Annotated in this window: 19 protein-coding genes; 12 read left to right on the top strand and 7 right to left on the bottom strand. The window is 70.8% G+C overall.

Annotated features, from left to right (window positions below; all coding sequences use genetic code 11):
- Both ACGFJ2_RS06315 and ACGFJ2_RS06320 read left to right on the top strand, forming a co-directional pair.
- Positions 1–467: HNH endonuclease (locus ACGFJ2_RS06315; protein WP_393465339.1), on the top strand; the 467-nt coding region annotated here is incomplete at its 5' end.
- Positions 468–531: 64 nt separating this feature from the next.
- Positions 532–1,365 carry a Tn3 family transposase gene (locus tag ACGFJ2_RS06320; protein WP_393465342.1) on the top strand — a complete coding sequence of 278 codons (834 nt, stop codon included), beginning with the start codon at positions 532–534 and terminating at the stop codon, positions 1,363–1,365.
- 114 nt (positions 1,366–1,479) lie between these two features.
- Here ACGFJ2_RS06320 and ACGFJ2_RS06325 read toward each other — a convergent pair whose 3' ends face one another.
- Complete coding sequence (locus ACGFJ2_RS06325; protein ID WP_393465345.1) at positions 1,480–2,427, bottom strand: LysR family transcriptional regulator; 948 nt, start codon at positions 2,425–2,427, stop codon at positions 1,480–1,482.
- Between the two features lie 127 nt (positions 2,428–2,554).
- Here ACGFJ2_RS06325 and ACGFJ2_RS06330 point away from each other — a divergent pair, with 127 nt between their 5' ends.
- From ACGFJ2_RS06330 to ACGFJ2_RS06350, 5 genes are all read left to right on the top strand, one after another.
- Positions 2,555–3,439: a zinc-binding dehydrogenase gene (locus ACGFJ2_RS06330; protein ID WP_393465347.1), complete on the top strand. Its 885-nt coding sequence runs from the start codon at positions 2,555–2,557 to the stop codon at positions 3,437–3,439.
- A complete protein-coding gene (locus tag ACGFJ2_RS06335; RefSeq protein ID WP_393465350.1) occupies positions 3,436–4,416 on the top strand; it encodes an alpha/beta fold hydrolase in 981 nt (326 codons plus the stop codon). Before ACGFJ2_RS06330 ends, ACGFJ2_RS06335 begins: the two co-directional genes overlap by 4 nt.
- Complete coding sequence (locus ACGFJ2_RS06340; protein WP_393465353.1) at positions 4,413–5,159, top strand: SDR family NAD(P)-dependent oxidoreductase; 747 nt, start codon at positions 4,413–4,415, stop codon at positions 5,157–5,159. The genes ACGFJ2_RS06335 and ACGFJ2_RS06340 overlap by 4 nt, the downstream gene beginning before the upstream one ends.
- Positions 5,160–5,409: 250 nt before the next feature.
- Positions 5,410–6,486 (top strand): tyrosine-type recombinase/integrase, encoded by a 1,077-nt coding sequence (locus tag ACGFJ2_RS06345; RefSeq protein WP_393465355.1) that lies wholly within the window; start codon positions 5,410–5,412, stop codon positions 6,484–6,486.
- Between the two features lie 91 nt (positions 6,487–6,577).
- Positions 6,578–6,775 (top strand): hypothetical protein, encoded by a 198-nt coding sequence (locus tag ACGFJ2_RS06350; protein ID WP_393465358.1) that lies wholly within the window; start codon positions 6,578–6,580, stop codon positions 6,773–6,775.
- Positions 6,776–6,785: 10 nt separating this feature from the next.
- On the opposite strand, the gene ACGFJ2_RS06355 is transcribed toward ACGFJ2_RS06350, so the two are convergent.
- Positions 6,786–7,037 carry a hypothetical protein gene (locus tag ACGFJ2_RS06355; protein ID WP_357949241.1) on the bottom strand — a complete coding sequence of 84 codons (252 nt, stop codon included), beginning with the start codon at positions 7,035–7,037 and terminating at the stop codon, positions 6,786–6,788.
- A gap of 144 nt (positions 7,038–7,181) precedes the next feature.
- Here ACGFJ2_RS06355 and ACGFJ2_RS06360 point away from each other — a divergent pair, with 144 nt between their 5' ends.
- Complete coding sequence (locus ACGFJ2_RS06360; RefSeq protein ID WP_393465361.1) at positions 7,182–9,056, top strand: MOSC domain-containing protein; 1,875 nt, start codon at positions 7,182–7,184, stop codon at positions 9,054–9,056.
- Between the two features lie 26 nt (positions 9,057–9,082).
- Here the strand turns inward: ACGFJ2_RS06360 and ACGFJ2_RS06365 are convergent, their stop codons facing one another.
- A complete protein-coding gene (locus tag ACGFJ2_RS06365) occupies positions 9,083–9,601 on the bottom strand; it encodes a DUF4142 domain-containing protein (RefSeq protein WP_393465364.1) in 519 nt (172 codons plus the stop codon).
- 218 nt (positions 9,602–9,819) lie between these two features.
- Between ACGFJ2_RS06365 and ACGFJ2_RS06370 the strand changes: the two genes are divergently transcribed.
- Together ACGFJ2_RS06370 and ACGFJ2_RS06375 are read left to right on the top strand one after the other, a co-directional pair.
- Positions 9,820–10,551, top strand: coding sequence for an ABC transporter ATP-binding protein (locus ACGFJ2_RS06370; RefSeq protein WP_357949499.1), 732 nt, complete (start codon positions 9,820–9,822; stop codon positions 10,549–10,551).
- Positions 10,545–12,938, top strand: a complete 2,394-nt coding sequence (locus ACGFJ2_RS06375) for an FtsX-like permease family protein (RefSeq protein WP_393465367.1) — start codon at positions 10,545–10,547, stop codon at positions 12,936–12,938. Before ACGFJ2_RS06370 ends, ACGFJ2_RS06375 begins: the two co-directional genes overlap by 7 nt.
- Here ACGFJ2_RS06375 and ACGFJ2_RS06380 read toward each other — a convergent pair.
- Both ACGFJ2_RS06380 and ACGFJ2_RS06385 read right to left on the bottom strand, forming a co-directional pair.
- Positions 12,924–15,620: an AAA family ATPase gene (locus ACGFJ2_RS06380; protein WP_393465370.1), complete on the bottom strand. Its 2,697-nt coding sequence runs from the start codon at positions 15,618–15,620 to the stop codon at positions 12,924–12,926. The two genes, ACGFJ2_RS06375 and ACGFJ2_RS06380, sit on opposite strands and share 15 nt — an antisense overlap.
- A gap of 64 nt (positions 15,621–15,684) precedes the next feature.
- Positions 15,685–16,353 (bottom strand): DUF6069 family protein, encoded by a 669-nt coding sequence (locus tag ACGFJ2_RS06385; protein ID WP_393465373.1) that lies wholly within the window; start codon positions 16,351–16,353, stop codon positions 15,685–15,687.
- Positions 16,354–16,577: 224 nt separating this feature from the next.
- Between ACGFJ2_RS06385 and ACGFJ2_RS06390 the strand changes: the two genes are divergently transcribed.
- Positions 16,578–16,844 carry a cell division protein CrgA gene (locus ACGFJ2_RS06390; RefSeq protein WP_393465375.1) on the top strand — a complete coding sequence of 89 codons (267 nt, stop codon included), beginning with the start codon at positions 16,578–16,580 and terminating at the stop codon, positions 16,842–16,844.
- A gap of 46 nt (positions 16,845–16,890) precedes the next feature.
- Here the strand turns inward: ACGFJ2_RS06390 and ACGFJ2_RS06395 are convergent, their stop codons facing one another.
- Entirely contained in the window at positions 16,891–18,354 is a 1,464-nt protein-coding gene (locus tag ACGFJ2_RS06395) for an alpha/beta hydrolase (RefSeq protein ID WP_393465378.1), read from the bottom strand.
- A 151-nt stretch (positions 18,355–18,505) separates the two neighbouring features.
- On the opposite strand from ACGFJ2_RS06395, the gene ACGFJ2_RS06400 reads away from it, so the two are divergent.
- Entirely contained in the window at positions 18,506–20,677 is a 2,172-nt protein-coding gene (locus ACGFJ2_RS06400; protein ID WP_393465381.1) for a histidine kinase, read from the top strand.
- On the opposite strand, the gene ACGFJ2_RS06405 is transcribed toward ACGFJ2_RS06400, so the two are convergent.
- Complete coding sequence (locus ACGFJ2_RS06405) at positions 20,674–21,282, bottom strand: DNA-binding response regulator (protein WP_393465384.1); 609 nt, start codon at positions 21,280–21,282, stop codon at positions 20,674–20,676. The two genes, ACGFJ2_RS06400 and ACGFJ2_RS06405, sit on opposite strands and share 4 nt — an antisense overlap.
- Position 21,283 lies beyond the last annotated feature (1 nt).

The raw sequence follows: 21,283 nt of genomic DNA on the forward strand, positions 1-21,283 counted from the left end.
CCCGGTACTGGGGCAAGCGGATCGCCGGGAGTGAGAACCGCTGGATCTTCGGAGAAGATTCGGCCTACATCAAGCCCGCCGCGATGACCCGGATCGTCCGCCACGTGTCCGTCTTTGGAACCCATTCCAAGGACGATCCGGCGCTGACGGGCTACTGGACCGAGCGCGCGGCCAGGCGGACCAAGCTGGGCCTGGAGAACAAGTTCATCCAGGCTCTGGCGGTCCGCCAGCGCGGCCGATGCGCACGGTGCGGCCTCGACCTCGTCGAAGGAGCCGAGTTCGAGCCGGACAACATCCACGACTGGATGTCCTGGTTCGACTCGCTTCGCCGGACGCTGAATGTGCACCACATCGTGCACCGCCAGCACGGCGGCGGCAATGAGCTGAAGAACCTCATCCTCCTGCACTCGCAATGCCATCAGCAGCATCACGCGATCGAAGCAAGCGATGCGGCGCGGTCCCAGTGACCTGCTTGAGCCGTGGTGCGGTGCAAGCCGCTCGCCCGGTTCTGAGGGGGCCGGGGTTCCAGCAATGGGCCCCGGCTACCCGACCGTCGACAAGGGCCGCTTGTGTATCTACTCCCAGCTGAAGTCGTGTTCCTCCTCGGAGGTGGCGGCGATGATCGAGGGTCTGCTGCGGCACTGCACCAACGCCGAGGTCGAGGCGAATTACACTGACACCCACGGCGCGACCACGGTCGGGTTCGCCTTCACCGAACTGCTGGGCTGCAAGCTGCTGCCCCGGATGAAGAACATCGGCGCGATCGAGTTGTACAGCCCCGAGGCCGCTCAGGCCGCGTGGCCGAAGGTGGACAAGATCCTCAAGAAGCGGCCGATCAACTGGGACCTCATCGCCCGCAACTACGACCAGATGATCAAGTACGCGACGGCCCTGCGGCTGCGCACGGCCGAGACCGAGCAGGTGCTGCGCCGCTTCATGAAGGGCAACGGCCCCAAGCATCCGGGCTATCTGCCCCTGGAGGAACTCGGCCGGGTCGTGCGCACGATTTTCGCCTGCGACTATCTCGCCGATGAGCAGCTGCGCCGGGAGATCAACAGCGGCCTGCAGGTCGTGGAGAACTGGAACAGCGCCAACGACAAGATCTTCTACGGGCGTGAAGGCGTTCTGACCGGGGCCGACCGTGAGCACGCCGAGGTGTCCATGCTCACCCTGCACCTGCTGCAGTCCTCGCTGGTGTTCATTAATACCCAGCTCCTTCAGGCCGTTCTGCGAGATCCGCAGTGGGCCGGCAAGCTGACGGAGGAAGACCGGCGAGCCCTCAGCCCGCTGTTTTGGGCTCATGTGAACCCCTATGGCCGGTTCCGGTTGGACATGGAGACCCGGCTTGATCTCACCGCCGCGTGAGCGCACCTCCGGGCGGGACTGTGCGGTGGTTCCGGCGCTACCTCATGTTTTGCGCCGCCTACTCACTACGCAATCGCCTGCACTCGCGCACGGGCCGTTGGCCGACCAGGCTCCTCATGATGTAGTCAATGCGCTGGCGTCCGTGCTGTGGCACTCGGGTAGCCAATCGCGGGCGGGATCGTGTTCCAGCCACCGATTGCGCTCGGCCTCCGTCACGAAGGCGCTTGTCAAGGTGTCCAGCAGTGGGTGGCCGCCGTTGCCGCGCCAGAGCAGTGACCAGGCGTACAGCGGTGTGGGGTCGATCAGCGGGACCGAGCGGATCGCCGGGTGCGGCGGGAGGGGCAGGTCTGCGGGCAGCAGGCTGAAGCGGTGCGTGTCGGCCGCCAGGTCGGCCAGCAGGCGGTCCAGTCCCAGGTTCGTGCCTTCGGCGTGCTGGTGGATGCCGAAGGCCATGGCGAAGCGATGCAGGAAGTCCAGCCGGTGGAGCGCGCCGGGAGTCCACAGCACGCCGTCGCGCAACTGCGCCGGACGGATCGCGGGCGCGTTCGCCAGCGGATGATCGGCGTGGAGGATGGCGTCCATGGGTTCCAGCCGTACCAGGCGATGGGTCAGCCCTGCGGGCAGCGGCGCGTGGACGCGGCCGAAGGCGGCATCGATGTCGCCATGCAGCAGCGCGGTGATCACCGTCGGCAGGTCGCGGCCGTGGCCGAGTTCCAGCCGCGGCTCACCGGTCGCCACCTGGGCCAGGGTGCGCATGGGGGCGTACAAGTGGCCCCACACGTCGATCCGCAGCGGGCGGTGTGTGTCCAGCAGCGCCGCCACGGCCAGGTCGGCGGCGGCCAGCGCCTGCCGGGCGGGCTCCAGGAAATGCTGGCCGGCCTGGGTGAGGCGCACCCCCTGGCCACCGCGGTCGAGCAGGCGCCTGCCGAGCGTGGACTCCAGGCGGGCGATCCGCTTCGAGAGGGCCTGCTGGGAGATCGACAGCTCCTCGGCCGCGTGGCCGAAGTGCAGCTCTTCTGCCGCCTGTACGAACGCGCGCACCTGCGCCAGGTCCAAGTCCACGGCTGTCACCATAGGCGACAACCCATGGTTGTCGGCTCCTCGCGTCCGTTGTTGGCTCAGGCGATCCGCTCGCCGGTTTCATGGCCACATGCGTAGATTGATCCCTACGGGAGATGCCTCGCGGCCTGTGGAGTTTGCCCAGGCCGCTCAGCCCGTGCCCGCCCCGGACGAGGTGCTGATCAAGGTTGAGGCGTTCTCCCCGAATCGCGGAGAGACGTTCCTGCTGGAAACGCCGGAGCCCGGTCTGCAGCCGGGCAAGGACGTCGCTGGACTGGTCGTGCAGGCCGCCGCCGACGGCTCGGGCCCATCGGCCGGCAGCCGGGTGGTGGGCCATCCGCTCATGGGCGGCTGGGCCGAGTACGCGGCCGTGCCCACCCATTCGATCGCTGTCCTGCCCGATGGGCTTACCACCGTGCAGGCGGCCGCTCTGCCACTGGCCGGGATCACCGCGCTGCGGCTGCTTCGCACGGCCGGCGCCGTGACGGGCAGGCGACTGCTGCTGACCGGGGCCTCCGGCGGGGTGGGGCATTATCTGACCGAGCTGGCCGCCGCGGCCGGGGCGGAGGTGACCGCGGTGACCGCCACGGCAGAGCGCGGCGCGCGCCTGCGCGAGCTGGGCGCCGCTGCGATCGTGCGCGACGTGGACGAGACGGACGGGCCGTTCGACGTGGTGCTGGAGTCCACCGGCGGCAACGCGCTCCCGGCCGCGCTGGCCCGGCTGGTGCCGGATGGCCTGCTGGTGTGGTTTGGGCAGGCCAGCCGTACCCCTGCGACGGTGAACTTCTTCGACCTGCTGGCCGGGCCGCAGAACGCCGTGATCCGGCACTTCCACTACGCGGGCACACCGTATGGTCCTGACCTGGCCGCCCTGGTACGTCTGGCGGCCGGCGGGCGGCTGCACCCCGAGATCGGCCGCACCGCCGACTGGAGCCGGACCGCCGACGTCCTGGTCGACCTGCGGGAACGCCGGATCCGCGGCAAGGCCGTACTGACGATCGGAGCATCGCGATGAGCGCTGCGGACTTCGCCGCCGCCAACCTGTCACGCGCCACCGGAGCCGGGCTGGACCCGCACGAGTACCTGCGCGTCACCGGCGACCTGACGGACCTGGACCAGTGGGGCGAGGTCTTCATGCGCGCCGCACGCGAGCACTTGGCGCGCGCCGGGCAGGCGGCCACGGCGATCTCAACGGGCGAGCACCTCCAGGCGGCGGCGCGCTGGTTCCACTTCGCCACCCTGGGACCGAACCGCCAGAGCGCGCTCGCGGCGGCCGAGGCGGACACCGCCATGGGACGGGCGCTGGAGTTGCTGGAGCCGCAGGCGCGCCGGATCGAAGGGCCGGGCTTCACCGGCTGGTTGCGCGGTCCAGCCGATGCCGCCGCGACGGTGGTGGTGGTTCCTGGGCTGGACTCCGGCAAGGAGGAGTTCCACGACGTCGTCACCGCCCTGCTGCGCCGGGGCATGGCCGTGTTCGCCATGGACGGGCCGGGACAGGGCGCGCTCGCCGCCACCAGCACCGTCCGCGCCGACTATCACCACGTGATCGGCCAGGTCATCGACACACTCGGCCCGCGGAACGTGGGACTCGTCGGGCTCAGCCTCGGCGGCTACTACGTCGCAGAAAGCGCCGCCCGGGAGAGCCGCGTCGCGGCCGCCGTCACCGTCAGTGGCCCCTTCCGGCTGCACTGGGACGTCCTGCCACCTCCCGTACGGGATCTCCTCATTCAGCGGGCCGGTGGCGAAGAAGCGGCCCGCCGCTTCGCCGGCCAGGTGGACCTGTCCGCCCTCGCCCCGCAGATCACCTGCCCGCTGCTGGTCATCGACGGCGGCCAGGACGTCATCCCCGGCGTGGCCAACGGCGAGCCACTGGCCCGCCTGGCACCGCACGGGCGCTACGTGTCCCTGCCACATGGCGACCACCTGCTCGGCAACGCCCGCCCCGACTGGCTGGCCACGGCCGCCGACTGGATCTCTGGAGCACTCGCATGACACGCTTCACCGACAAGACCGCCTTGATCACCGGCGGCACGAGCGGCATGGGACTGGCCGCCGCACACCGCCTCATCGCCGAGGGCGCCCACGTAATCGTCACCGGCCGCACCCGGCAACGCGTGGACCAGGCCACCGCCATGCTCGGCCCGCGCGCTCTCGGCGTGGTGGCGGACACAACCGACCTCAAGGCCCTGGACGCCCTGATGAACACGATCAGGACGCGATTCGGCAGGCTGGACGTCGTCTTCGCCAACGCCGGAGTGGGCGCCTTCGCACCCTTCGCCGACATCACCGAGACCGACTTCGATCACACCGTCGACGTGAACTTCAAAGGCGTGTTCTTCACGATCCAGAAGGCATTGCCGCTGATCGCCGAGAACGGCTCCATTGTCATCAACGCCTCCTGGACCTTGCACCGCGGCAACGGCATCCTCACGCTGTACTCGGCTACCAAGGCGGCCGTGCACAACCTGGCCCGCACTCTTGCGGCGGATCTCGCGCCCCGGGGCATCCGCGTCAACTCGATCAGTCCCGGATACATCGACACTCCGATGTATCCCGCTGCGGCGTTGAGCGAGACAGAGACCGCGGCCATCACCGGTCGTATCGCGGCGGGGAGATTCGGCCAACCGGAGGAGATTGCCACAGCAGTGGCGTTTCTCGCCTCCCGTGAGGCGTCTTACATCAACGGCCAGGACTTGGTCATCGACGGCGGCCTTGTGAATGCGATCATCGCCTGATCACCGCCGGTCCCCGTAGACACCGTCATCACCACCCGTGAGGACGGCACCACGCTCCTGCGAACTGAGGAGTCGATGGCCGGAACCCTGCTCGGGCTCTTCTACAACAGCGCGAAGCTGCACGCCGAGCTGACCCGCTGGCTCGACTCGATCAAGACCGCCGCGGAGGCCCGGGTAGCCACCATCTGATCAGGGGCCTTCGGCCACAGGTCCAAGTCAGGGACGCCCTGAGGCCCGCTCCTATCTGCGCATGTACGTGATAATTGTCTATTATCACGTACATGAGCGATCATCGCGGGGCGCCGACCAGGAGAACGTCTCGCCGGGACGGTGCGCGACTCCGGCACGTTATCCGGTACATCGCACCGGACGTCGCGCGGCGCTCGGCATGAGCGCCGCGCCGAAGGTCGCCGCGCTGCGCGGCGGAGACGTCAGCCTCGCCGCGGCCGCCGACGCCTTCCTGGCCACCCAGCGCACGGCCAACCTCAACACGCATCGCGCTTACGCCTCGGCCATCGACCGGGTCATCGCGCTGGTCGGCCGGGACCGGCCGCTCGCCGAAGTTGCCGACGCCGAGATCGGCCAGGCGCTCGCCGAGTTGTGGGGGGCGAGCGCGCCGGCGACCTGGAACCGCAACCGCGCCGCCATCGCCTCCTGGCTGTCCTGGTGCCTCAAGAAGCACTGGGCCGCGCCGTCGGTCCCGGCCGACGCCGAACGCCGCAAGGAGAGCGCCGACGAGACCCGCGCCGTGGCCAAGACCACCATCCACCGGCTGCTGTCACGCCGCGACATCCCCCTTCGCGAGCGGGCGCTGTGGCGGATGCTCTATGAAACGGCGGCCAGAGCGGCCGAGATCCTCGCGCTCAACGTCGAGGACCTCGACCTGGAGCATCGGCGCGCCCCCGTCCGGTCCAAGGGCGGCGCCATGGAGTGGGTGTATTGGGACAGCGGCACCGCCCACCTGCTGCCCCGTCTGCTCCGGCTGCCCGACGGCAGCACGCGCACGCACGGGCCGGTGTTCTTGTCCGAACGGCGCCCCGTCCCGGCCCGCCGCCCGGCGGCCGACGACATCTGCCCGCACACCGGCCGCGCCCGGCTCGGCTACGACCGCGCCCGCGTCCTGCTGGAGAAGTACGCCGGTCTCGACCTGCACCAGCTACGCCACTCCGCCGCCACCCACCTCGGCGAGGCCGAAGTCCCGCTACAGCTCATCATGGGTAAGACCCGGCACAAGAACCCTCGCACCGCCATGCGCTACATCAAACCCGGAGCCGAGGCCATCGCCAAGGTCACTGACGTTCTGGCGCCCCGTCGCCGTACCCACTGATCAACCGGGTGGCGGCTGGCCGGAGCTATAGGAGTTCCGGGCCTACCTGGCGGCTGGGGACACGTTCGGGAGCGGCGGGCTGTCCGCGCGGTTGCAGGACCCGTACCGGCTCGCGCTCCAGAAAGCGCTGGGCGAGCCGGAGAATCGGGTCCTGTTCTTCATTGACGTCGTCGTCGGGACCTTGCTCCACCGGATGGGCATGACCGGCGAGCCGATGGTCGACGCCGACGTGGCCGCACTGGTCGAGATGGTTCTGGCGCACTTCGCTGACGGTGCCGATCCGGCCTAGAGCTGCTGTTTTAGTACTGCACCCACAGGTAGTAAAGGCCCGGGGCGTTCCAGTTGGTCGGGATGACGGTTTCGCAGTAGTACTGGCGCCAGGTGTGGTTGGTCTGACCGTTGTAGCCGATCCCGGCGCATTGGTCGGGCCAGCCGTAGGTGCCCTGCTTGACATAGCCGGGTATTTCGGCCTGTGCGGGCGAGGCGAAACTGAATGCGGTGATGAGGGTGGCCGCGGCCAATGTGAGCGCGGCTAGGGGGCGCGACTTCATAAAGGAAAGTTAACTAATAATTTAATGGTAGGCAATGCACCGCCCTCCGTTCCGGCGAACAGTACCTGACCGTTTTGTTGCTATTCGTTCTGTATGTTCGGTAGTCCACGCCCCCTGCACGGACCCTGACGCGAGGAGGGACGCATGGCGCGGCTGGTATCGGTCAACGTGGGTCTTCCGCAGGACGTCGCTTGGCAGGGCAAGACGGTGCATACCGGCGTGTGGAAGTACGCCGTCGCCGGCCCGCGGATGGTGCGGCGGCTCAACGTCGACGGGGACGGCCAGGGGGATCTGGCCGGGCATGGCGGTGAGTACCGTGCCGTCCTGGTCTACCAGCTCGACTCCTACCGCCACTGGCAGGAGCACCTCGGCCGCGACGACTTCGCCTACGGGCAGTTCGGGGAGAACTTCACCGTCGACGGGCTGCCGGACGACGAGGTTTGTATCGGAGACCGGTTCCAGGTGGGCGAGGCCCTGTTCGAGGTCACCCAGCCGCGTGTCACCTGCTACCGGGTGGGGTTGCGGATGGGCGAGCCCCAGATGGCCGCGTTGCTGGTGTCCCACCGGCGGCCGGGGTTCTACCTGAAAGTCCTCGTCGAGGGCCGGGTGGAGGCGGGGCAGGAGTTCGTCAAGGTCGCCTCCGGTCCCGAGGGGGTGACGGTCGCCGACATCGACGCGCTGCTGTACCTGCCGGGCCACTCCCGTCGGCAGCTCGCGCGGGCGCTGCGCATTCCCGCTCTCAGCCCCGGCTGGAGAACGTCGTTGCAGGCGCTGCTCGACCAGGCCGACGGCGCTTCCGGCGCGGCGGGCGGCAACGCGGGGCTGGCCCCCGCCGTCTCTCCGCCGCCGGCCTGGCCGGGGTTCCGGCCGCTCCGGGTGAGGCGGATCGAGGCGGAGAGCGCCAGCGTGTTCTCCGTGACGCTGGCCGCACTCGGCGGTGACTCGCGTTCTGCCGCGCTCGGCGGTGACCTGCGTCCTGCCGCCTCCGACGGAGCGCCGCTCCCTGCCGCCTCCGACGGCGACCCGCGTTCTGGCGCGCCCGGCGGCGGCCCGCTTCCTGCCGCGTTGCCGGGCCAGTTCCTCGCCGTTCGGGTGCCGTCCGAGGGCGGCGGGCCGTCGCTCATCCGCAGTTACTCGCTGTCCGGCCCGCCGGGCGGCGCGGAGTATCGCCTCAGCATCAAGCAGGAGCCGCACGGGGCGGCCAGCGGATACCTGCGTGCCCATCTGCGTACCGGAGATGTTCTCGAGTGCGCGGCCCCGCGAGGCGCCTTCACCCTCGTGGCCGGTGACGGTCCCGTTGTCCTCATCTCGGCGGGCATCGGCGCCACCCCCGTGATGGCCATGCTGCACACGCTCGCCGCCGAGCGATCCTCTCGTGAGGTGTGGTGGCTGTACGGCGCTCGAGACGGCACCGAGCACCCTTTCGCCGACGAGAGCCGCGACCTGCTCGGCCGGCTGGCGAATGCGCACCGGCACGTCTGCTACAGCCGCCCGGCCCCCGGCGACCGGCAGGGCGTCGACTACCACTCCAGGGGCCGGCTCTCCCTCGACCTGCTCTGCGATCTCGGCCTGCCACGCGGCGCCGACACGTACGTGTGCGGCCCTCCCGCGCTCATGCGGGACCTCCCGGTCGCGCTCGCCGCCTCCGCGCTCGCTCCCTCCCATGTCCGTACGGAGATCTTCGGCGCCGGCCCGTCCCTGACCCCCGGTGTCACCGGCGGCTCGGTGACTCCCGTGCACCCGCCCGCGGGTCCGCCAGGCGACGGGCCCGCGGTCTCCTTCGCGCGCAGCGGGCTGACGGTGAGCTGGAGCGCCGCGTACGCGAGCCTGCTGGAGCTCGCCGAAGCCTGTGACGTGCCCACCCGCTGGTCATGCCGCACCGGCGTCTGCCACAACTGTGAGAGCGGCCTGCTGGCCGGAAGCGTCGACTACTCGCCCGAGCCACTCGACGCACCCGCCGAAGGCGACGCGCTCATCTGCTGCTCCCGGCCACGTGAGGACGTCATCCTGGACCTTTGACGCGCTCGGACCTACAGCTGATCGCCTCAGGTGCCGCCCTTGGCTTCCATCAGCAGGTCCAGGTGTGTCTGGACGATGGGCTTGGCATCGGTGGCGAGCTGCTTCACCTCCGGCGAGGATCCCTTCCGCAGTTCCTTGGCGCCGTTGGCGAGACTCTGGCGGTGTCCGGCGATCTGCGCGGCCAGCCATGCTCGGTCGAATGCTTCGCCGCTCTTGGCGGCCAGCTCCCCGAGCTGGCGGCGCTGGACCTCGCTCGGCTTGTCGGGCAGGTCCACCCCTACCTGCTTGGCGACCCGGCTCACGTCGCCGTCCATCTTGGTGTGATCGCTGACCAGTTTGGCGCCCAGCTCCCGGACCGCCTTGCCGGCGCCCATGTCCTGGGCGGCCTGTCCGGCCTGGATCTCGGCCAGGTTGCCTTGGTGCGCCTGCCGGAGGAAGGTCCGGTCCTGTTCGTTCACGTCCAGGTGCGTGCGTGCGCCGGCCGCCGCGGGAGGCATCACGGTAATCGCAAGGGCGAACACGATGGGGATGATCGCTTTGGGCATTGAATGTCCCCTTTGGTCGGTTTGTTCGTTCCGACTTGGTGCCCTCCGTTGGCTCCAGATGAACTCATGTGTGATCAAAATGAACGCATGGGTCGCACCCAATCGGCCGCCAAGCACCTGCTCCTGGCGAAGGGAACAACGCGGCGGAGGTCTGGTCCTAGTCACTTGTCCGATACCGCGGGCGGGCCGGCGTCCCTAGCGTTCTGATCGTGAAACTCATGGAAGCCTTGGACTCCGCGGTTGAGTTGACGGCGGTCACGAAGCACTACGCGCACGGTGTCACCGCGCTCGACAACGTGAGCGTCGGGTTCGGCCGGGGCACCTTCACCGCCGTGATGGGGCCGTCCGGATCGGGCAAGTCCACGTTGTTGCAGTGTGCGGCCGGCCTGGACAAGCCCACGTCGGGGCGGATCATGGTGGACGGCAGGGACCTGACCCGGCTGACGGAGCGGAAGCTGACCTTGCTGCGCCGCGACCGCATCGGATTCGTGTTCCAGTCGTTCAATCTGCTGCCCTCCCTGACCGCGGAGCAGAACGTGGCGCTGCCGTTGAAGCTGGCGGGCCGCAGGGTGGACCGTGAGCTGGTACGGCAGAGCCTGGACGCGGTCGGTCTGGCGGAGCGGGCCGGGCACCGGCCCGCCGAGCTGTCCGGCGGCCAGCAGCAGCGCGTGGCCATCGCCAGGGCGCTGGTCGCCAGGCCCGCCGTGCTCTTCGGCGACGAGCCGACCGGCGCGCTGGACACCAACACCAGCCGGGACGTGCTGAGGCTGCTGCGCTCGCTGGTGGACCGGCATGCGCAGACGGTCGTGATGGTCACCCACGACCCGGCCGCGGCGGCGTACGCGGACCGGGTCCTGTTCCTCGCGGACGGCCGGATCTGCGGCCAGCTGCTCGACCCCACGGCTGAGGCCGTCTCGGCCCGCATGCTGATGCTGGAGGAGTCGTGCTGAACATCGCGTGGCACACCCTGCGTACTCGCCTGGTCTCCTTCGTCGGCACATTCCTCGCACTCGCGCTCGGCACCGCCCTGATCGCCGCGATGGGTCAGGTGCTGGCCACCACTGTGGACTCTCCCGACCGCGCCCCGCAGCGTTACGCCGCCGCGCCGTACGTGGTCGTGCCCGACGAGCGGTTGCGGGTGGACACGTGGCAGGGAGAGCAGAGCCGGCCGCTGGCGGAGAGACACGGCCTGACCGCCGAGCTGGCCGCCCGCTTTCCTGACGCGGTCGTCGACCGGATCTTCCCCGCGCAGGTCGCGAGCGGCCAGGGGCAGGGCGAGGGGGGACAGGACGCGGTGGGCCGGCCCTGGTCGGCGTCCCGTACGGCGCCGCAGCGGCTGGTCGAAGGCCGGGCGCCGCAGACCGCGCGGGAAATCGTGGTGAGCGCGGGAGCCCGGGTGGGCGACAAGGTGAGTGTGATCACGCGGTCGGGGACGAAGCCGTACACCGTGGTGGGTGTGACGGACGGCCCGCCCACCGTGTTCTTCACCGACGATCAGGCCGCCAGCCTGTCTCCGCGCATCGACGCGCTCGCCCTGTGGACGAGGCCGAGCGGCGTACCCGTGCTCACCGGACAGCAGCGGGCGCTGATGGATCCCAACCGCGAGGGCGACGAGCGGGCCCGTAACAACGCCAATACGATCGTCGGCATCGCCGCCGGATTCGCCGTGTTCATCGCCGTCTTCGTGGTGTCGTCGACGTTCGCGTTCGCGGTGGCGCAGCGGCGGCGCGAGTTCGCGCTGTTGCGGACCGTCGGCGCGACCCGCCGCCAGGTGCGGCGCATGGTGTACGCAGAGGCCGGATTCGTCGCCGTGGCCGCCTCCGCGCTGGGGGCGCTGGCCGGGCCGTACGCCGCGGGGCCGATTCTGGATTGGCTGGTCGGCCTCGGGATGGCGCCTGCCTGGCTGGTGCCGAGCAGGCAGACCTGGCCGGCGGTCACGGCCTTCGCCGTGAGCGTGGTGGTCGCGCTGGCAGGCGTGAGCGTCGCGGCCAGGCGGGCCGGTCGGGTGCACCCGGCGGAGGCCATGCGCGAGGCCGCGATCGAGCCTCGGGTGATGACCTGGGGGCGCCTGCTCGTCGGCGTGGGGCTGTTCACCGCCGCGCTGATCAGCATGGCGGTGAACGCCGTGAGCGATCCGCAGGGCGCCACCAACAACAAGTCGTTCATGCCGATCCTTATGCTGCTCGTGGCGGGCGTCGGCCTGCTCGCCCCGGTCGTCGTGCGACCGGTCGCCAGGCTGCTCGCCGTACCGCTGAGCCGCCTTCGTGGCGCGGGCGCCACCTTGGTGCCCGCCGCCGCGGCCACCTCCGTCAGGCAGACCGCGGCGACGGCGGCACCGGTCCTGGTGGCGGTGGGACTGGCCGCCGCGCTGCTCGGCGCGGCCGCGATGACCGACGCGGCCAAGACCGCGATGCAGGCGGCACCCGTACGGGCCGACTACCTGGTGCTCCCCGAAGGATCCGTAGGACTGGATCGGCAACTCGTCGAGCGGCTGCGGGCCATCCGCGAGGTGGAGATCGCGACCACGGCCCCGACCAGTATGTACACCCTTGAGGGCAAGACCGCGCTGATCCAGCGGCCTACCGAGGCCGTGGACCCGGCCCGGTTCGGGAGCATGCTCGACATCCCGGTGACCAAGGGCTCCCTGGCTCAGCTGAACGACCGGACCATCGCGGTCTCGGAGACGTGGGAACTCGAACTCGGCGAGAGCGCGAAGCTGTGGCGGGCCGACGGCAGCGAGATCTCGCTCAAGGTGGTCGCGCTGCTCGCCCCGAACGCGCCGTCCGACTCCTACGTCACCACGGCACACGCCTTCTCCGCGCCGGTGACCACGGCCTATGTGAAGCTGCGGCCAGGAGCCTCGGCGCGGGATGTGGAGTCCGCTCTGCGGCGGTCCACGCAGGGGCACAACGCGCGGGCGCTCACCAAGGACGCCTGGGTGAGCGAGACGGGCGACCGGCGCGGCTCCGCCAGCCGCCTCGGGCTCCTGGTGGTGCTCGGCATCATCCTCGCCTACACCGCGATCTCGCTGGTCAACATCCTGCTGATGGCGGCTTCCGATCGGACTTCGGAGCGGGCGTCGCTGCGACTGCTCGGCGCGACTCGTGGTCAGGTGGTGAGGTACGTCGCCGGCGAGGCGCTCCTGGTCGTGGCCATCGGCGTGCTGCTGGCCGCCGCCGTCGCGGCGATCAGCCTGGGCGGGCTCTGGAGCTCGCTGGTCCAGATCGCCGGGCCGATCGCGATCAGTGTGCCCTGGCCGGCGGTCGGCGCGGTGATCGCCGGATGCGTGGCGCTCGCGGTCGCCGCCGCCGTGGCGCCCGCGCTACGCCGCTCCTAGGTCCAGCCTGGCCAGCTCCACCCGGGAGGAGACGCCGAGCTTGGGGAAGGCCCGGTAAAGGTGGTAGCTGACGGTCTTGGGGCTGACGAAGAGCCGGGCGCCGATCTCCCGGTTCGTCAGGCCCGTCATGGCCAGCCGGACGATCTGCAGCTCCTGCGGCGACAGGTCGGCCAGCTTGTCGAAGGCGGCGGGAGCGGCGATGACCTCCCCGGCGGCGCGGAGTTCGGCCGCGGCCCGCTCGGCCCACGGGGCGGCGCCGAGCCGCTGGAACGTCTCCAGCGCGGCACGCAGTTTGGTACGCGCGTCGCGCTTGCGCCGCTCGCGGCGGAGCCATTCGCCGTACACCAGTTCGGTCCTGGCGTGTTCCAAGGGCCGGCCGTGTGGCTTCAGCGCGGCGGAGAAAAGCTCGTCGCCCGGCTCGACGAGCGCGTGGCAGCGGGCCAGCACCGCGTCGGCCCAGTCGAGCCGGGCCGCGCCGGCCCATTCCGCCAGCCGTTCGAGCGGCTCCTTCGCCCGGTCCGGCAGTCCCGCGCGTACGGCCGCCTCGACCTGGTCGGCAGCGAAGTAGACGGCCTGGATCTGGTGGCGTACCGGCCCGGCGAGGGCGGACTCCAGCCGGTCCAGCGCCTGCGTGTGGCGGCCACGGCTCAGATCGAGCATCGCCTGGGCCCACTCCGACCAGGCCACGCCGTTGGCGATGCCGGTCACGGCGAAATGCTCGGCACAGCGCGCGGCCAGCTCCGCGCACCTGGCGTCGTCGCCCTCGACGGCGGCGATCCAGGCCAGCATGCCCTCCAGGTAGCCGGTCCGGTGTGGCTGGCCGAAGTCCCTGGCGATCCGCAGCCCCTCCGCGGCATCGGCCTTGGCGTCGGTGAACCGGCCGAGATAGACCGCGGACGCGGCCAGCGTCACGTGCGCGAGCGGCAGCCAGCCGGTCATGCCGAGCGCACCGCACTCCTCGACCAGCGCCGCCGAGATCTCCCGCTGCGCCTCGAACTCACCCACCAGCCCGGCCACGAACGCGCCGTTGACCCGCAGACCGTAGGAGCCGCGCTCGATACCGCGCGCGTCGAGCACCAGCGGGCGCATGCCGGGCAGCGCTCTGGCCGGACCGTGGCCGAGCGACTCGGCGGCCGCCTCGACCGCGTCCACGGCGGAGTCCAGACCGTCCTCCTCGCGCAGCGGCAGGCGGCGGAGCCGTACGGCGGCCTCCTCGACCCGCCGCGGGTCACTGAGCTGCCAGGCGTTGCGTCCCGCGTCGATGAGCATGAGACCGGCGGCGACCGGGTCCAGCTCCGCGACCCGGCTCGCGCCGGCGAGCAGAATGTCGTGGGCGGTGTGGACGGAGCCGCGTTCGAAGGCGACCCTGGCGCGGAGCCCGGCGAGCCTGGCGATGGAGCGCGGGTCGTCGACGAGGCGGGCGGCCCTTTCCGCCAGTGCCTGGGCCCGGTCGGGCAACCCCGCGTCCGCGGCGGCCACAGCCGCCTCCGTCAGCCGTCTGGCCAGCGATCCCGGGTCGGTGGTGAGTTCGGCGGCGCGTTCGAGCGCGGCCGCCGCCGCCGCGTGGCCGTGCCGTGTCCTGGCCCGTTCCGCGGCGCGTTCCAGCGCGATGGCCACCTGCTCGTCGGGCCCCAGGGCGACCGCGGCCAGGTGCCAGGCCCGCCTGTCGTCCTGGTCGTCCAGTACGTCGGCCAGCGCCCGGTGCGCGACCAGCCGCCGGTCGAAGGCGGTCGAATGGACGGCGGCGGCCCGCATGAGCGGGTGCGCGAAAGTGACGCCGCCAGCGTCGGCGAAGGTGCGGCCGCCGCCGGCCGTGAGGAAGCCGGCCCGCTCGGCCGTACCGAGAGACTCGGCGCCGATCCCGAGCCGTTCGGCCGCCCGGAGTACGGTGCCCAGGTCGCCGGTGTCCTCGACGGCGGCGAGCAGGATCATCAGCTGGGCTCCGTCCGGCAGTCGCGCGATGCGGGTCGCGTACGCCTCCTGGATCCGGCGCGGCAGCGGCATCGGAGTGAACGGGTCGGTGGTGCGCGGCAGCTCGATCAACGCGAGCGGGTTGCCGCAGCTCTCGGCCAGTACCCGGTTTCTGAGGCTCTCCGCCAGGTGCGGGTCGCGTTCGGTCAGCAGCTCGGCGGCCGACTCCGCGTCGAGCGGGCCGAGCCGGCGCTCCGGCAGGCCCTGCGCGTTGAACCCGTCACGTGCGGCGAAGAGCAGGACGACTCCCTCGGCGTCGAGCCGCCTGGCCGCGAAGACCAGCGCGTCCGCGGAGGCCCGGTCCAGCCAGTGCGCGTCGTCCACCAGGCAGAGCAGCGGGCCGTCCTCGGCGATCTCCGACAACAGGGACAGCGTCCCGAGTCCGATGAGGAAACGGTCCTCGCCCGCGGCCGCACCGAGGCCGAGCGCGCCTTTCAGCGCGAGCGCCTGGCGCTCGGGCAGCGCCTCCGCGCGAGCCAGCTCCGGCCGCAGCAACTGGTGCAGCGCCGCGAACGGGAGCTCGGCCTCGGTCTCCACCCCGACGCTGCGGAGCACGCGCAGATCGGTGGCCCGTTCGGAGGCGCTTCTCAGCAGGGCGCTCTTGCCGATGCCCGGATCACCGTAGATCACGAGAGCGCCGCTGCGCCCCGCTCGCGCGCTCTCCAGCAGCCCGTCGACGACCGCCTGGTCCTCGCGTCTGCCCTTAAGCATGCTCGGTCAGCCCCGAGAGGTGATGCCACATCACCGGAAAAGAGTACGGGCTGGCAAAAGCCGATCAGTTGTACGGGTCGCGGCTTCGGCGCTGCTCGTATTCGCGCTGTTCATACGCGCGGGTGCGCTCGTACCTGCGCTGCTCGTGTCCCCGGGGCTCGTGTCCCCGAGGTTCGTATCCTCGCTGGTCGTATCCCCCTTGGTCGTATCCGCGCGGCTCATACCCCCGGGGCTGCTCGTACGGGTACGGGTCGGGGTCCGATACGTGCTCGAAGTCCATGGCCGTGCGGCCGATCGAGGCCAGGAGCGAGAAGATGGCGATGCCGACGACGAGGTTGATGGCGGCCGTGGCGACCTGCCTGATGAGGTCGACGGAGTACATGAACGGCAGGATCGTGATGATCACGGTGAAGAGCCCGGCGATCCAGCCGAAGAACTTGGTCGGCTCCGGCGTCGACAGCATGAGGACATAGAGCAGCAGCGTCGCGACGAGCGCGGCCGTGGCGGCCGAGATCGCGTATCCCGTGATCGCCGTGCTGCCGTAAGCGGAGTTCCCGTACGGAGTCAGCGCGCGGATGCCCAGGAGCCGGTTGCTGATCATGGCTCCGACGACCACGACCAGTGCGGCCACCACGGCGGCGGCCACGCCGCCTCCCCACACTCGCGCCGGATTGACTCTCGGCCGGGCCGACCCCGGATGGCGATCATGGCGGTCATGGGAGGGATATGACATGCGAATCACCTTTGTCGCGAATGCTGATCAAGCACTTACGGAACCCTACACGCGCTGTCAAGAGCGGATGACGCGCCGTGCGCGTGGTGGGTCCCGTAGATCGCCTCGCTTCTCGGTCCCCAGCTCATAGGAATCGGTCCCCGAATGGCCAAGGGGTTTAATGGCCGCCCCTTCTCCGATAGCGTCGTCGGCGCGATTCCCGGCTGACGGTAGGAGCGAAATCGGTGTCTGGGCCCTATCCCCGTGAAGGAACGCCCGCGCCGCCGCCGCGGTCCACACGCTGGGTGCGACGCTGGGCCGTGGCGATGCTTGCCGCATGGATCGTCGGCATCCTGTGGATCGTCATGTACTACGTGGATCCCGCCTTCCCGGTTCTCGGTGAGTTCGGGAATTGGAATCTGTTGCTCGGGTTCGGGCTGCTCTTGCTGGGCGCGGTGTTCGGCGTGTTCCTGCTGGTGGCCTTGGTCATGTCGGCGCGCCGCCGCCCCTGAGAAGGGCCTATGTGACCGTACGGAGGAGCCTTCACGGCGAGGCCGGTCAGCAGGCCTTGTCGCGGTTCGGCAGCTGGCCGGTGGTCAGGAAGCCGGTGACGGTCTGGTCGCCGCAGGCGTTGCCGTTGGCGAGGTAGGCGCCGTGGCCACCGGAGTCGACGCTGACCATGCGGGCCCGCTGCCCGAACGCCTGCCGCATCTTCAGCGCGCCGCTGTACGGCGTGGCCGGGTCACGCAGGTTCTGGATGAGCAGCACGTTGGCCGGGCCGCGCGAGCCGACCCGTACGGGCGGCTCGGCGGGCTTGACAGGCCAGTACGCGCACGGCCCCATGTTGACCGGCATGCCCCCGGTGAGCGGGTGGGCGATCCGGTCGCGCGCCACCTGCCGCTGGAACGTGGCGACCGAGTCCGTCCACTCGACGTCGTTGCACATGGTGGCGCCGGCGTGGGCGGCGGTGTTCTGCAGGACGGCCGCCGGTGGCGTGTTCGGCGGAGGCAGTTCGGCGGTGGTCAGGGCGGCGTGCATGAGCCCGGCCAGCATGGGGAAGTTCGCGTCGGAGTAGAGCGCGTTGAGCATGGTCTCCCGGAGGAGGTTGCCGTTCAGCTCCTCGGGGTTGGCGCCCGGCCACGGCAAGGGCTTGCGGTCCAGCTCGGCCGCGAGCTCCAGGAACGTACGGCGGACCGCCGCCGCGGAAGTACCGAGGCCGTAGTCGGCGTCACGGGCCGCGGCCCAGTTGGCGAAGTCGGGGAAGCGGTCCTCCACGCCGACGGAGTAGTTGGCCAGCCACTGCCGCGCCACCCGGCTCGGATCGGGATCGTCGTTGCTGTCCAGGACGACCCGGTCGGTGCGCTCGGGGAACATGGTGGCGTAGACCGCGCCCGCGTAGGTGCCGTAGGAGACGCCCCAGTAGGAGAGCTTCTTCTCGCCCAGCGCCCGGCGGATGGCGTCGATGTCCCTGGCCTCGTTGCGGGTGCTGATGTGCCGGATGAGCGGCCCGCCGTTGCGGGCGCAGGCCTCGGCGATCCTGCGCGACCAGGCGGCGTTCTCCGCGATGCCGCCGTCGGCGTCGGGGTACGGCTTGAGCTTGGTGAGCGAGAGATCACCGGTCGCCAGCCCGCAGGAGACGGGGGAGCTCTGGCCCACGCCACGCGGGTCGAACCCGATGATGTCGTAGCGGTCGAGCACGTCCTGCGGCAGCCGCTTGACCTGGACGCTGGGCCGGTTCAGGCCCGGGCTGCCCGGCCCGCCGGGGATGATCAGCAGTACGCCACGACGCGACGCGGGTTTGGCGGTCCTGATCCGCGACACCGCCAGCGAGATCGTCGGCCCACCGGGCGCCTGATAGTCCAGGGGCACCTTCAGCGTGGCGCATTCCTGTCGCGCGTCGACACCGGGCCCGGCGGGGCAGGCGCTCCACGAGACGGCCGCCGCCTGCGCGGGGGTCACGAGGGCGGTGGCAAGGATGGCGGTGGCCGCTCCGGCGGCGGACAGTATCGCGAGGTTTCGCATCAGGGGTCCTCTTCAGTGATCGTTCGGCTTGCGTCAACGACTCTGCCGAGTCGCGGATCTCCGAACCAGAGACCGTGTCACCGAAGACCCATGACCTCCTCATAAAACGGACAACCCGTAGGCTTGCCCCGGTCTGACACGGGGGAGTGAGTTGTCGCAGGTTCCGGTGCCGCGCCTGGCGCGGGGGATCGTGGTCGTGGTGCTCGCCGGGTTCGCGTCCGTCTATGTGCTGGCGGGGTCACCACTCGCGATCGTGGCGTTCGGGCTGCAGCTCGTCTACGTACTGCGCTCCCTGCGGCGGTTCAGGGGGCCGTGGCTGCTGGTCGTACAGGCGCTGGTCGGTTACGCGGCCACGCTCGGCTTCGGCACCTCCGTCGGGATCCTCGGCTTTCTGGGCGGATCGCTGCTGCTGACCCCGGCCTGGCCGTTGGCCCCGCTGGTGGCGGTCAGCGCCGCCGTCGTCGGTCCGGCGGACCCCGCGATCAGCATGGTGCTGATCGCCCTGGTGATCTACGGCCTCACCCGGCTCACCGATCGGGTGGACGAGATGTACGCCGCCCGGCTCGCGCTGGCGCTGGCGGCGGCGGCCGAGGAGCGGCTGCGCATCGCCACCGGGCTGAGCGACGGCCTCGGCAGAGGGCTCGCGGCGATCGCCGACGGCGTCCGGTCTGTTGTGGATCGACCCGAACGCACCTCCGTTGTGGATCAAGCCGTGGATCGACCGGAACGCACCTCTGTTGTGGATCAAGCCGTGGATCGACCGGAACGCACCTCTGTTGTGGATCAAGCCGTGGATCGACCCGAACGAGTCGCGGAGACGCTCGGCGAGGTCGTCGCCACCGCCCGCCGCTCCCTGGCCGACGCCAGGAACGCCGCCGCGGGCTACCGCGCCACGTCACTCGCGCCCGAGATGACGACCGCCCGCGCGATGCTGACGGCCGCGGCGATCGAGACCGAGACGCGGGTCGGGCACTCCGAGCCGCTCGGCCCCGCGGGCGCGCTGCTCGCGGCGGTGCTGCGCGAGGTGGTGACCGAGGCCGTACGCCAGAACACGGCCACGACGTGCGTCATCGAGACCACCACCGCCGACGGGACGGTACGCCTGCGCGTCACCCACGACGGCGCCCGCACGGCCGAGGACGAGGGCCTGGCCGACCTGACCCGGCAGCTGGGCGCGGCGGGCGGCAGCCTGACCACGGGCCTGTCCGCCGAGGGTCGGCTGACCGTGGACGCCGTCCTGCCCGAGGGACCGGCGGAGGCGGCCGAGGACCCGGGCGCCTACCGGCTGTCGGTCGCGCTGCTGGCCGCGGTGCTGGTCGGCTTCTCGATCAAGGCACTGCTGTTCGTACCCGCGAGCCTGATGGTGCCCGCCGCGGCCTGTCTCGCCGTGATCGTCGTCATGCAGCTCCGTTCGATCAACGGGCGTCACATGCTCGCGCTCGCGTTGCTGGCGCTGCTGGTCTACCTGCCGATTCCGGTGTTCGGGCGGGCCTGGCTGGGCGCGGCCGGGTTCCTCGCCGGTCCGATCCTGCTCGCGTTCCCATGGAGCGTGGCCTGGCCGCTGGTCGGGTGCGTGATGGCGAGCGTCGCGGTAAGCGCGGTGCTGCTCGGCCTGCCGGTCCCGCTGACGGTCAACTTCACCGCGAGCACACTCGTGACCGGCCTGGTCGTGTACGGGCTGCTCAAGCTCGCTCAGCTGGTACGGGAGCTGCAGGAGGCCAGGCAGGCGCTGGCCCGCGCCGCCGTGGTCGAGGAGCGCCTGCGCGCCGCGCGCGACCTGCACGACCTGCTCGGCCACAGCCTGGCCGCGATCCTGCTCAAGTGCGAGCTGGCCAGACGCCTGGACCCCGCGCGGGCCCGGGCCGAGTTGACGGACGTACTGGCGATGACCGAGAAGGCGGAGGGGGATCTGCGGGTCATCTCCGGTGCGCGGCCGACGCTGTCGCTGGCCGCCGAGGCCGAGTCGGCACGGTCCGTGCTGGCCGCCGCGGGCATCCAGGTGGAGCTCGGCCTCGCGCACGCGGAGCTGTCCGCCGAGGTGGAGAACGTCCTGGGCACCGTGCTCCGGGAAGCGGTGACCAACGTGCTCAGGCACAGCTCCGCCCGGCATTGTGCGATCACGACGGTGGTGGAGGACGGGGTGGTACGGCTCCGCGTACGCAACGACGGCGTGCGCTCGTCGGAGGGGCGGCCCGGTTCGGCCGGGATCGGTAACCTGACCACCCGCCTGGCGGCCCTGGACGGGCGGCTCGGCACGGAGCGCGACGACGACTGGTTCGAGCTGACGGCCCAGGCGCCGAGCTCCATGCACATGGTCGGTTAGATCCAGCCCGCCTCGGTGGCGATGCGGACGGCGTCCGTACGGTTGCGGGCGTTGAGCTTGGCGACGATGGCGGTCAGGTAGTTGCGTACCGTGCCCGCGCCGAGAAAGAGCTTGGCCGCTATCTCGGCCGCGTCGGCGCCGCCCGCCGCCAGCCGCAGCACGTCGGCCTCTCGCGGAGTCAGCGGGTTGTCGGCCAGGTCCCAGGCGGTGACCGCCAGTGAGGGGTCGAGGACCCGCTTGCCCGCCGCGACGTCGCGGATCGCCGCCACCAGGTCCTCCGGCGGCGCGGTCTTCAGCAGGAACCCGTCCACCTGCGCCCCGAGCGCCCGGCGCAGGTGCCCCGGCTTGCCGTGCCCGGTCAGCATGAGCGTGCGGCACGACGGCAGCTTCGCGCGTATCTCGGCCGCGGCGGCCAGGCCGTCGAGCGTGCCGGGCATGTCGATGTCGAGCACCGCGACGTCCGGCCGGTGGACCAGGGCAGACGGAACGGCGGCGTCGCCCGACTCGACCGCCGCCACGATCTCCAGGTCCGGTTCGAGGCCGAGCAGGGCCACCAGGGCGCCCCTGATGACGTGCTGGTCCTCGGCCAGAAGCACGCGAATCACA

The sequence above is a fragment of the Nonomuraea sp. NPDC049028 genome (assembly GCF_043197735.1).
GTDB lineage: Bacteria > Actinomycetota > Actinomycetes > Streptosporangiales > Streptosporangiaceae > Nonomuraea.